This is a genomic window from Paraburkholderia guartelaensis (genome assembly GCF_004353905.1).
GTDB lineage: Bacteria > Pseudomonadota > Gammaproteobacteria > Burkholderiales > Burkholderiaceae > Paraburkholderia > Paraburkholderia guartelaensis.
Genome location: NZ_SMOD01000027.1, coordinates 1 through 11,752 on the forward strand (window position 1 = coordinate 1; position 11,752 = coordinate 11,752).

The following is an 11,752-nucleotide window of genomic DNA, read 5'->3' on the forward strand; positions in this document are numbered from 1 at the left end:
ACGTCTTCGGCACGCTAAAGCACTGGATGGGGGCCACACACTTCCTGACCAGGACGCTTGGACGGGTGAGTACCGAAATGAGTCTTCAAGTGTTGGCCTACAACCTGAAGCGCGTCATCAAGATACTTGGGGCTGGCAGGGCAATAAATGCGATGAAGCTGGTCGGAACGTAAGGCCCGGAGGGGCTTTTTACGCTCGAAATCCTACGTTAAGTTGGGCCGGAGTTCTCAAGCTTGATTGGTCGGGCTGGCGAGCTCGACTCCGGGGCAAAGAAAACAGTTTCCACACGGCCTCGGCCATCTTCAGCCCTCCGACCGCGCGCCATAACGTACGTTCGGACTTCGGCTCTGAGCCAGACATCGAACGCTCGCCGGCCGGCCATGATGTAACTCGTAGCCATTGACGGAGGGCGGAGGCCGGCAACGCGACACCCTGGGGTGCGCAATGCGAGGCCGGGTTACGCTGAAACAGCCAGATGGACGGGCACCGTGAACTCAAAGCTGGCACCGCGCGGTACGTTTGCGACCGCCCAAAACCGGCCGCCGTGTGCGTCGATGATCGAGCGGCAGATCGACAGCCCCATGCCCATCCCGCTAGCCTTCGTCGTATAAAACGGCTCAAAGATGCGCTCGATGTGCCCGGGAGCGATGCCCGGCCCGGAATCGCGCACCGTCACCATGACGGCACCCGGTTCATGCATGGCGGTGCTGATCGTCAATTCCCGCAGCCCGTCGTCAACGGCGATCATTGCGTCAATGGCATTGAGAACAAGGTTCAGCATCACCTGCTGGAGTTGCACCCGGTCGCCTTTGATGAGCGGCAAGTCCTCTGCAAGCCGCCACCGCACCGAGACGTCGCTTCTGCTGGCTTCACTCGACGTGAGCGTCATGACCTCGCGAATCGCCTCGTTGATCTGCAGGATCTCGTTGCAAGTCGGGGCCTTCTTTACCAGGCCATGAATGCCCCGGATAATCTCCCCAGCTCGCGTGCTTTCAGACACGACCAATTCCAGCATGCCACGTGCTTTGTCGATCACCGGCCGCTCCCGGTCTAACCAGCGCAGCGCAGCAGCGCCGGAGGCATTGATCGCAGCGAGTGGTTGCTTCATTTCGTGGCTGATCGAGGCCGCGAGTTGCCCAATCGCCGTGACGCGGTTGGCATGCGCGAATTCGAGCTGCATCTGGCGTGCCTCCGCTTCCGCCCGTTTGCGCTCGCTCAAGTCGAGCACAAACGCGATGCATTGCGTCCCGCGCTCGTCCAGCATCGCAACGCCGACCAGCACGGGCACGCGACTGCCGTCCTTCTTGAAGTACTCTTTCTCGTAGGGCGGCAATGTCCCCGTCGTCTTCATCCTCTCCCACTCTATCGTGCTGAGCTCGAGCAACTCAGGTGGTGTAAGGTCCCTCCAGCGCGGACGTCCCGCCAGGAGATCGTCACGGTCGTATCCGATAATACGAAGAAACGCGTCATTGGCTTCGAGGATCCGACCTTCGAGATTCCCAATGAAGATCCCGACGATGTTGGCGTCGACGAGGCGCCGGATCTTCGCTTCGCGTTCCGCGAGATCGCGGTACAGACGGGCGTTCTCCAGCGTCATCGCCGCCTGCGAAGCCAGTACCTTCAGGACCGCAATCCGTGCCGGGGTAAAGGCACCGGCGGCGAGGTGGTTTTCCAGATAAAGCAGGGCAATCAGCCTCCCCTGTTTGACGAGTGGCAGGCAGAGGACCGATCGCGCCTGCACGCGGGCAATGTACGCGTCGCTGGAGAAGCTGCCCCGGGCTGAGGCATCGTCGAGGATGACGCTCTCCTGGGTCCGCGCGCAATACTGGAGAATCGACTCGGGCAGTTCGGCGGCAGCAATCGTTGCCTCGCGCAGCGCAACGGTGACTGAGTCGCCGTCGGTATCGGCCTGCGCCTCGATCCATAGCTCCGTACCCCGCGGGAGCACGAGCAGGCCGCGTTGCGCACCCGCGTGTTCCACGGCGGTGCGCATCAGCGCTTCGATCAGGTTCCCGAGCACAATTTCGCCCGACACGATCTGTGAGACGCTCAGCACTGTCGCGAGATCCAGCTGCTCGATTGGCATGCCGGGTATGGCCGTCTGGCGCGGATGGTCGGCATCAGGTTTGAGGTGGGGGTAGCGCTGTTCGAGCTGTCGTGCCTTGCCATGGGCTCCCCAACGCAGATAAGCGTCATGGGCATCCTGCAGGTAGCCGCGCGCGGCTTTCTCAGAGCCGCGCGTCAAATAAAAACGCGCAGCCAGTTCGTTGGCAAGCGCCTCGTTGTGCACAAAGCCGTTTGCCTGGGCCGAGCGAATCGCCTCATCGTAATGAGTCATGGCATCGGATGCGCGGCCTTCGATCCGGGCGATCTCCGCCCTGACGAGGGCCGCGCGGTTCCCGAAATTCTCCGGGCAATGAGCCGCCCACATCTCGAGTTGTCCCTGATGCTCAGCCAGCGCCTCCATGTGGGCCTGTCGCACCTCAGCCGTTGCTGTGTCAAATGAGGCGGCGCGGGACAACGCACCGTAAAAGTGATATTCGGCCAGTTCGAAGGTTAGCGACACCCAAAGCAGCCGTCGCGCGCGCAATGCGGCATCGACCGCCGCACCATGGTCGCCGGCGAAGAACCGCGCCTGCAGCTTGCGGATCCAGTACCAGCACTCGGCAAGGGCCAGATTCGGGTTCTCCGTGAAGCGGCGCTCGATCCGCAGCTCATCGAAATTGGCATCGTCGAAGCGGCCAAAGGTCGGCGTGAGCCCCCTTAGCGTCCGTACCAGGCCGAGCTGGGTACTGATGACGTCAATGGCGGCACCGAATCGTATCTTCTGCGCGAACGTGAGACCCCGTTCGGCTTCGCCTTGCACCTGCTCGAGCGGATCGCCGGCCGCAAGCAGGTTCGTATTCAGCTGGTTACAGCAGTGCGCCGCGAAAGTCAGGTCCCCGCTTCGATTGGCCGCCTCGAACGCGCGACACAGCAGCTCACGGCCAGCCCGGACAGGTCGCTTCCACGGCAGGACCAGGTTTCCGAAGAGGAGATAGGTCCGGGCCTGGAAGCGCTTCAGCCCGCGCTGCTCGACCAGGTCGTAGCCCAGCCGGCCGACTCGATATCCTGTCTCGTAGTCGCCGAAGCGCGGCCCGGCGATCAAGCCGAGCGACGCATAGGCGAAAGAGGACGCGTCAGCGTTGCCGCGCTCGAGACTGAGATTGACCATGCGACAGGTCACGAGGCAAAGCAGGTTCGGACCGTGATGCAACGCAGGCTCCGCGAGCTTGGCCAGAACATCGACAGTGGCGAGGGATGCCGGGTCATTCATCAGGGGCAGATCGACCAGTGCCTCAAGCGGGCGGTCTCCGAGGGTGGACCAGATCCGCTCATACTCCCCGCGCGCATCCTCTTCCGTCGGATGCGACGACCACTCGATGCCCAGGTTGTGGAGGTATTCAATACCGACAGCAACCGCGCGGCCGCTCTGATCGCGGGTCACGTGCACGTCCATGTGCAGACACGCGACGCGCGCGGCTTCCATCGGATCTTTCGTGCGCGCTGCCAGTGCCGCCAGACGCTCGTCCGCCACCACCAGCGCACCGGTCAGGAATTCGCATTCAGCCCGGTGCAACTCCAGCGCGAAGGCGAGTTCCCGTTGGCACTCCCAGGCATCGCCACCCACGAGTGTCACGCCGGCAACCAGATACTTGAGCGCCGAAGCGTAGGCGGTGGATGCCTTGGCGCGCTTCCCGGCGATCAGGTTGAACCCGGCGAGTTCGTCCCGCTCCCCGCGTGACGTAATTAAAGGGATCGCGTGGTTAAGATGATTGACGATCTCGAAGATCGCTTCGTCAAGCGTCTCGGCTGGTGTGTGCTTCGCCAGCAGTCGGCCAATTCGAAGGTGGGTTTCACCTCGGCGCGCTTCGGCAATCAGCGAATACGCGGCTTCCTGAACGCGATCGTGGGCGAACCGGTAGCCAGCCGCGCCGCGTTCGACCAGTTCCAGCCGCACGGCAGGCCAGAGCGTCGCATGGACGTTTTCCTCAGGAATCCCGATGACCAGTGCGAGCGTCGCCGTCCCGGCGCTGTTGCCAAGACACGCCAGCTGCTGCAACGCCTGCTGTGTATCGCCCGGCAGGCGCGTGAGTTTCCCGACCATGAGGTCGATGACGTTGTCGGTATAGCCCTTCGCGCGAATGCGCTCCAGATCCCAGCACCAGCGGCCGGCATCGTGGTCGAAGAGAAGCATCCCCTCATCAGCGAGCGACGACAGGAACTGGATGGCAAAAAACGGATTACCGCCGGTCTTCTGGTGGACCAGTTCCGCGAGCGGTGCGGCGCGTGCGGGCTCACAGCGCAGCGCGTCTGCAATCAACTGCCGCAGATGCACGTGACCAAGCGGCGCCAGCGCAATCTCCGTGACCCTGCCTCCGTTAGCCTTGATGGCTTCGAGCTTGCGCATCAGCGGATGGTCGGGGCTCACCTCGTTATCGCGCCAGGCGCCGATCAGCATGAGGTGCCGCAGATCGGACCGGGTCAACAGATCCTCAAGCAGATCGAGCGTGGCCGCGTCGAGCCACTGCAGGTCGTCGAGAAAGAGTGCCAAGGGATGGTCTGCCCGGGCAAAGACGCCGATAAACCGCTGGAACACCAGCTGGAAACGCCGTTGTACATCCTGTGGCGCAAGCACGGGGACCGGGGGCGGTTCACCGATGATGAGCTTGAGTTCGGGCACGAGGTCGGCCATCAGCCGTGCGTTCGGCCCGAGCGCCTCGAGAAACGCGTCACGCCAGCCGGAGAGCTCGGCATCGGGCTTGCCGAGCAGCGGTCGCACGAGGCCCTGAAAAGCCTGCGCGAGCGTCGCATACGGGATGTCGCGCTTGTACTGGTCAAACTTGCCCGCGGCGAAGAGCCCGCGCGGCGGCACCAGCACCCGGTGCAGTTCGTTGACGACCGCGGACTTGCCAATGCCCGAATAGCCGGAAACGAGTACCAGCTCCGGCGCGCCGTGTTTGACGATGCGATCGAAAGCGGTCAGCAAGGTCTCGACCTCGCTGGCGCGCCCGTAGAGCTTTTCCGGGATGAGCAGCCGGTCGGGCGTGTCCTGCTGAGCGAGTGCAAAGTCGTCGATGTAACCCTGGGCTTCCCACCCGGCGAGGCAGCGCCGCATGTCGCGTTCGACGCCGCAAGCGGTCTGGTATCGTGCCTCGGCCGTCTTGGCCATCAGCTTCATGACGATGGCCGACACCACGGCGGGGACCCCCTCCCGCCGCTGGCCGGGCGGCACCGGCTCGCGTGCGATATGGCAGTGCACCCACTCCATCGGATCGGCCGCGGTGAACGGCAGTGAACCCGTGAGCATCTGGTAGAGCGTGACGCCGAGAGCATAGAGATCACTGCGGGCGTCGATCGAGCGGTTCATGCGCCCGGTCTGCTCAGGCGCCATGTAGGCCAGCGTTCCGGCAAGGGTCTCCGGCGGCTCGGGCGCCTGCCGCTCGCGTCGCAGCCGCGAGGCGATACCGAAGCCGGTGAGCCGCGGCTGACCGTCCGTGCAGTTCACGAGGATATGGGCAGGCTTCACGTCCTTATGGACGAGGCCGCGCTGGTGAAGCTTGCCCAGTGCTGCGGCGATGCCGACGGCGAGGCGCACCGCATGGCCCACCGCCATGGGCGCGCCGATCAGCCGCTCGAGCGGCTCACCGCCCGGATCCGCGAGCACCAGCAGCGTCCTGCCGCCATCGCGCACCAACGCGAGCGGCCGCACGGCCCACGCGCCATCGAGTTCGTCCTTCAGTTCGAATTCGTGAGCGAGCCGTTCGAGGCAGGCAGGCGGGGGCTGCTCGACGGCGGGCCGCGCAATCAGCAGCGTCTCTTCGCCACCATCGGTCTGCCATCGGGCCCGGCTGAAGACGCGCTCGCCATCTTCCCACAAGGCTTCGAGGCCGTTGACCATCTCGCCGTAACCATGGGTAGCATTCATCCATCGCCTTGCGCCATCGCGTCAGAATACACGCGGCGAATTATAAAGGAGCCCGGTCTTTGAGGCGAGACAGGTCCGGCTCGCGCGGAGCGCTTGCACGACAAGATTCGCGTCCCGCATCCCGCGGCTAGCGAACCTCGGCCGGTAATCGTTGAGGATCGCAAGAATTGCAGAAAGCCTTTTGGGGAGCAGGTGCCGGCTTTGCACTGGATAGTGTTGAAATCCATGCCATTTTTTTGCAACCTCAATCTTTGACGGCGTAGTTGGCTTGCATAAATCTATCCAGCGTCGTTGTGGGGACGATTCCCCGTGCCACGATGAGAGTCGCGCCTGACGATCCTGGAAAAACTCCCGGCTTCGGGAGCCAATTCAACAGGCAGGTTGTTCGTCAGGCCGTTGTGCCGTTCACGTCATCAAAATTCAGCGATCGCAAAACCAGATGATTGGCTTCAATGTTAGGGAAAGCGGGATGGGCGGATCAGGCAGGCATGATGGCCTCTCGCATCGAATGTGGCGTTGCGGGTTGCCAGTGCCCGTGCGGTGCGCGCAAGCTTGTTTGCCAAGGCGCACGCAACCACGTTTGAATGACGCCGAGTTCTCAGTCCGCGAGCCGGCCGGTGCGTCTATCCAGACCACGCATGTATGCCTGGGCACATTGGAAATAAGGGGAAATTGGCGCCACCGGAATCCGGCGGTCGTGACAACACAACTTCGCCTTGTTCGCCCTCGAGCCCTGCAACACGTCTGTCGCAACGTGACAAAGCCATAATTTGCAATGGACTCTTCTCCAAAACCACTCAATCCAAAACGGCCTTACCAATCCTAGCCTTGAGCATGCCGTGTCGCCCCGAGCGTTCCACTTATCCGACTGTCCGAACTTGCGCGACCACCTCTCCTTCGCGTCGGATTCGGGCGGTGTCAATTCAATGACGCAGTGGACTAAGGCTTTGGCACTGCGCTCAACCGAGAATCACTTTTGGAAAACTTCGTGGCGCCTGCCCTTCAATGATGTCGCGCCCTCGTGCAGTATCCGCATAGATCCGACCATGGACTATCTGCCCGTCCCGCACCTGAAACAGGAAGAGATGCTCGTTTTCCATAGAAAAGCCGTTTCTGGATTTTGCCCGTGCAATCACCGGGACAATGATGTAGTTCTCCGCTTCCAGCACCGCTCTCGCGTCGTAGTTGAAGTATTCCCATTCATGGTAGACGTGCTTCCAGAACGCAAGGAACTCGGCCTTTCCGTGGTAGGTTCCACCGTACGGCAGCGAGTCCGAAAACTCGAAGACAACGTCGTCCGCCAGTAACGCCACAAGATCAGTCTTATCGTTGCGCTCGAAACCTGTGAACGCCGTCCTGCACGCATCGATGATTTCCGGATATTTCATGTCTCATCTCCTTAATTCGAATAAAAACTGCTGCTGTATATGAGCATATACTCCTTTTTTGTCCGAACAGCACCTCCTGTTCGACGAATTGTCCATCGACTCCAGGTTCAGTTGCCCGCGCTAGCAGCGCTCACTGCCCCTCTCTTTTGGCGGGCGGCCTAATTCACTCCATTTTCAGCCCACGGATCAAAGCCGCTGCCGAGCACCGTGCGCAAGGAATTGCGCAGCTCTTCCGCATTCTTGACTCCAAAACTCTTTTCGAACCGCTCCTGAACGACTCGCCAAAGCGGAAGAGCCTTTCGAAAGCGCGCTACGCCTGCTTCTGTAATCATGGCCTTCTTTACGCGACGGTCTTCCCCCGGCACCATATCGATCAAGCCTTCACGCTCCAGCGGCTTCAGATTCGAGGCGAGCGTTGTCCGATCCATCGCCATCGCAGTCGCCAGTTCGCCGATGGTCAGTGCGTCACTCTTTGCGAGCTTATACAGGATCGAGAATTGCGTGATACGCAGGTCTGCCGGCGCCAGCGCCTGGTCATATACCGCAGTCAAATAGCGTGACGCCTGCCGCGCGGCCAGGCAGCTGCAACGGCCGTCGATATTCTCTACCCAATCTTTGCGCTTCGACATTTCCCGAGTTACCCACCTTTTGCTGAAGCCAATAATATACGCGCATCTACGCGTTTCCGGCAGCGGGTACCTGCCTCTGTGCGCTGACCTCTGCCATAAGGGATCGAACCTTCCCCTCAAAGGGGGAGCAATTATGACCAGCCGAGGTGCTGCGCAATTACGTCGGCCGTCTGCCGCGGTTGCTCCAGATGCGGCCAATGACCGGACTCGTCTATGACCCGATATTCGGCGCCGGGAAACCGGTCGCGGCAGGTTGCGGCAACCTGCTCTGCCGGAATGACCGGATCGTCGTGCGCGCCGATTAGCAGAACGGGACCGTGGAATGCACACGACGCGTCACCGCGCCGATCACCCGTAGTAAAAGCATCGTAATACTGACGCACTGCTTCCTTGCCCATCAGCACCGCCGGTGCGACCAGCGCATCCAGTTGTGCATCGTTCAGATTCTTTGAGAACGCCGCCCGAATCTGACGCTGTGCATCCGGGTCTGCCCCGCTCTCCCTCAGCAGATCCCGCACCTCGTCCGGCAACGTGTTCCCCCGCAACGGCGTGGGCGTTATGAGTGTGAGGGACGCCACCCGGTCAGCGCGCTCCACCGCAACCAGTTCCGCAATCTGCGCGCCCATGCTATGTCCAACGAGCGCCACACGCGAAAGGCGCAGTTCGTCGATCAACTGGGAAATGTCGGCTACCGCTTGCGCAAGGGTGCAATGATCGTCGTCTTTGCGCCGACTCCCGGCCCCTCTTAGGTCCGGCGCGATAGCGGGAACCGATGCGTAAGCCAGCGCGCCGATCAGCGGCGACCAGGCGGTGTGGCTATCGAGAAAACCGTGCACGAAAATCAGAGCGTCGACCTCCGGTCGAACTGCTGGTGTCGCATTCACCGAAGCCCCACCGATATAAGAAGTCGTTCCCATCGTTACCCTCAAACAGTGCTTGTCAAATTTCCATGCAAACCATACTATGCGCATATGCTCCTAATGTAAAGCGAGATCACATGATGATCAGCAGGACAGACATCGCCTTCCCGGGCGAAGGCGATGTAACGTTGCGAGGGTGGCTATACGTACCGTCTGGCGAAGGTGTCCACCCTGCCATTTCAATGTGCCACGGGTTTGCCGCCGTCAAGGAACATCGGCTTGACCGGTTTGCAACCGCTTTCGCTGAAGCGGGGTTTGTTGTGCTGGTCCACGACCACCGTAATTTCGGTTCGAGCGATGGAACACCGCGGCACGATATCGACCCATGGGCGCAGATCGCAGACTGGCGGCGGGCCATTTCCTTTCTCGAAACGCGACCGGAGGTCGACGCCAGCAGAATCGGAATCTGGGGGTCCAGCTTTAGCGGCGGTCACGCGCTGGTGCTTGCGGCGACGGATCGCCGTGTGAAATGTGTCGTATCGCAAGTCCCAACGATTAGCGGGTTCGAACAAACCCGCCGCCGGGTTTCGCCTGATGCGATGCAGGCATTCCTCGCATCATTGACAGACGATTTGCGTGATCAGCACCGTGGCGCACCTCCCCGCGCGCAGGCAATCGCCAGTGCAGATTTGTCCGAGCCGGCAGCGTACCGCGCACCGGAAGCGGTCGCTTTCTACCTGCTGGATCTCGGCGATGCATCCTGGCAGAACACGGTTACCCTGCGATCGACGTTCGCCGCGCGCATATATGAACCGGGTGCATGGGTGAGCCGGATCTCGCCAACACCCTTACTGATGGTCATCGCCAACGACGATCGCGTGACAATGACCGATCTCGAACTGGAAGCGTACGAGCGTGCACTGGAGCCCAAGCGCCTGACGCTGGTGCCGGGCAATCACTTCGACCCGTACGATGCGCAATTCGCGTTGGCCAGCAGCGCCGCGTCCCGCTGGTTCGTGGAGCATCTGGCTGCCCTGAACGGTTAAATCGAGTGTTGTTGTAATCACCTATTCAAGAGACTGGAGCACAAACATGCCGGTATTTCATGCCCATATCCCGAAGGGACGTTTTTCCAAAGAGCAGAAGATTGCAATGGGTAACGCCCTGAATCAATCGCTCGTCGAAGCGCTGAATATCCCCAAGGAAGATCGATTCGTAATCCTGAGCGAGCATGGCGAGGACGAGCTGTTCATTCACCCGACTTTCATGGAGATGAACCGAACCGAAAATGCGATGATTGTCACGGTGCTCATGGGGGCCCATCGCCCGGCCGCCGACAAGAAGGCGCTACTCGCCGCCATTCCCCGCCTGCTGGAAGCGGACGTGGGCATCTCCCCGGACGACGTATTCATTGCTCTTGTCCCGGTGCCAAATGAGAATTTTTCGTTCGGCCGCGGTATTGCGCAGTTGGCAGACATCGCGCCCAGGTGGTGATCGTGGGGGGGGCGCCGCGCGAGACAATTTCGCATCGGTGGCGGTTCAGCCGCATTCCGTTGAGACGAGGGCGCCACTTTTTAGAACGGTCTGCCCGTGATAAGGACGTTTGACTAACCCACCAAAGCTGGTTGTCTTCCGTAAGATTCGTGCGTCATTCAGACGGGATGGCTGCCCTGCACCCTCGCGCGTGTCCTCCTGCGAGCAAGCCGTAGGTCGCTGAAGCCCTCGTTCGCAATGCGACTATCAGTCTCGCAACCACAGTCGTTCCGTCAAGACGAATGTCGTCACCGCAGGGGATACATGCCAGCCGTGGTCTCGTCGTTTGCACTCACCGCTCTCGAAACTAAAGTTGTAACTATCGGTGTGCATCTGCAATATCCGCTCGGCCCCTTGCCACTCAAGGCGCAGCGGTTGTTTCCGGTTTCAACTAAAATTGAAACTCCCAGGTCAGCGTCGTCAACTAAAGTTGTAAAGCGATGTGCGATTTCAATTAAGAGCGGCTAACACAAGTCCTCAACGAAGCGCGAGCAGATAACGGCAGCAGCCAGAGAAAGCAAAGCACTATGAATGTCGAGACGCCGCTCGAAACGAATGCGCAGTTTGCCGAAACCGGCAAACCAGACATGCGTGCGCTCAACCACCCAGCGATGTCCCCCAAGTCGCTCCTTGCTTTCCACGCCGCGACGGGCAATACGAGCCGTGATACCGCGCTGCTTCAGATAACGCCGACAGCGTGCAAAATCATAGCCCTTGTCCGCATGCAACTTACCCGGGCGTTTGCGGGGCTGGCCACCCAGGCCCGAGACTGCCGGAATGGCATCGAGCGTAGGCTCGAATGCCATCGAGTCGTGTCGATTGGCACCCGTGACCGTGACGGCCAGTGGAACGCCGCGCGCGTCTACGACGATGTGCCGTTTCGACCCGAGCTTTCCCCTGTCTGTCGGATTGGGGCCGGTTTGCTGGCCCCCCGGGGGGCTCGGCACACTGGCCGCATCAAGACTCGCCCGCTCCCAATCAATCTGGTCGTGTTCACGCGACCGGCGAAGCATTGCCAGATGCTGTAGTTTCCACACTCCCGCGGCCTGCCAGTCTCGTAGACGTCGCCAGCATGTCATGCCACTGCCGAAACCCAGTTCCTGCGGGAGGTCTTCCCATGGGATACCCGTTTGCAGGACATACAGGATGCCGTTCAGTGCTGCGCGGTCATCAACGGCGCGCCGACGACCGCCTTTGGGAGACGGCGTAAATGCCGGAATCAACTGTTCCAGCGTCGCCCACAGTTCGTTGCTGATTTTTCTTCTGGACATGCGCCCAGGATACGAAACCTATAGCCCGATGTCCAGGTTGTGTTAGCCGCTCTAAATGTCCGAGCGACGCTGCAGGCGAACGACGCCTTATGGCCGAGATGGA

At 60.9% G+C, this 11,752-nt stretch carries 7 protein-coding genes and 2 pseudogenes; 3 read left to right on the plus strand and 6 right to left on the minus strand.

What is annotated here, in order from left to right:
• Positions 1 to 173: pseudogene (locus tag E1N52_RS29010) on the plus strand (IS5/IS1182 family transposase); the annotation flags it as partial.
• Positions 174 to 457: 284 nt separating this feature from the next.
• On the opposite strand, the gene E1N52_RS29015 reads toward E1N52_RS29010, so the two are convergent.
• The 5 genes and pseudogenes from E1N52_RS29015 to E1N52_RS29040 all read right to left on the minus strand — a co-directional run bounded on the left by E1N52_RS29015 (position 458) and on the right by E1N52_RS29040 (position 8,902).
• Complete coding sequence (locus E1N52_RS29015; protein WP_246089250.1) at positions 458 to 5,968, minus strand: trifunctional serine/threonine-protein kinase/ATP-binding protein/sensor histidine kinase; 5,511 nt, start codon at positions 5,966 to 5,968, stop codon at positions 458 to 460.
• A gap of 455 nt (positions 5,969 to 6,423) precedes the next feature.
• Positions 6,424 to 6,626, minus strand: a pseudogene (locus E1N52_RS29025) (hypothetical protein); the annotation flags it as partial.
• Between the two features lie 301 nt (positions 6,627 to 6,927).
• The gene (locus tag E1N52_RS29030) at positions 6,928 to 7,356 is read right to left on the minus strand and encodes a nuclear transport factor 2 family protein (RefSeq protein WP_133186316.1); all 429 of its coding nucleotides are present in this window, start codon (positions 7,354 to 7,356) and stop codon (positions 6,928 to 6,930) included.
• 158 nt (positions 7,357 to 7,514) lie between these two features.
• On the minus strand, positions 7,515 to 7,985 hold the full coding sequence (locus E1N52_RS29035; RefSeq protein WP_133186318.1) for a MarR family winged helix-turn-helix transcriptional regulator: 471 nt from the start codon (positions 7,983 to 7,985) through the stop codon (positions 7,515 to 7,517).
• 131 nt (positions 7,986 to 8,116) lie between these two features.
• On the minus strand, positions 8,117 to 8,902 hold the full coding sequence (locus E1N52_RS29040; protein ID WP_133186320.1) for an alpha/beta fold hydrolase: 786 nt from the start codon (positions 8,900 to 8,902) through the stop codon (positions 8,117 to 8,119).
• A gap of 32 nt (positions 8,903 to 8,934) precedes the next feature.
• Here E1N52_RS29040 and E1N52_RS29045 point away from each other — a divergent pair, with 32 nt between their 5' ends.
• Together E1N52_RS29045 and E1N52_RS29050 are read left to right on the plus strand one after the other, a co-directional pair.
• Positions 8,935 to 9,891: an alpha/beta hydrolase gene (locus tag E1N52_RS29045; RefSeq protein WP_133186322.1), complete on the plus strand. Its 957-nt coding sequence runs from the start codon at positions 8,935 to 8,937 to the stop codon at positions 9,889 to 9,891.
• Positions 9,892 to 9,937: 46 nt separating this feature from the next.
• Complete coding sequence (locus E1N52_RS29050) at positions 9,938 to 10,339, plus strand: tautomerase family protein (protein ID WP_133186324.1); 402 nt, start codon at positions 9,938 to 9,940, stop codon at positions 10,337 to 10,339.
• A 503-nt stretch (positions 10,340 to 10,842) separates the two neighbouring features.
• Here E1N52_RS29050 and E1N52_RS29055 read toward each other — a convergent pair.
• Complete coding sequence (locus E1N52_RS29055; RefSeq protein ID WP_133186326.1) at positions 10,843 to 11,649, minus strand: IS5 family transposase; 807 nt, start codon at positions 11,647 to 11,649, stop codon at positions 10,843 to 10,845.
• Positions 11,650 to 11,752 lie beyond the last annotated feature (103 nt).

What these genes read in the sequence shown, in the direction of transcription:
- E1N52_RS29045 (WP_133186322.1), top strand. Translation starts at nt 8,935, where the DNA reads ATGCAAACCATACTATGCGCATATGCTCCTAATGTAAAGCGAGATCAC.
- E1N52_RS29030 (WP_133186316.1), bottom strand. Translation starts at nt 7,356, where the DNA reads ATGAAATATCCGGAAATCATCGATGCGTGCAGGACGGCGTTCACAGGT.
- E1N52_RS29040 (WP_133186320.1), bottom strand. Translation starts at nt 8,902, where the DNA reads ATGGGAACGACTTCTTATATCGGTGGGGCTTCGGTGAATGCGACACCA.
- E1N52_RS29050 (WP_133186324.1), top strand. Translation starts at nt 9,938, where the DNA reads ATGCCGGTATTTCATGCCCATATCCCGAAGGGACGTTTTTCCAAAGAG.
- E1N52_RS29015 (WP_246089250.1), bottom strand. Translation starts at nt 5,968, where the DNA reads ATGAATGCTACCCATGGTTACGGCGAGATGGTCAACGGCCTCGAAGCC.
- E1N52_RS29055 (WP_133186326.1), bottom strand. Translation starts at nt 11,649, where the DNA reads ATGTCCAGAAGAAAAATCAGCAACGAACTGTGGGCGACGCTGGAACAG.
- E1N52_RS29035 (WP_133186318.1), bottom strand. Translation starts at nt 7,985, where the DNA reads ATGTCGAAGCGCAAAGATTGGGTAGAGAATATCGACGGCCGTTGCAGC.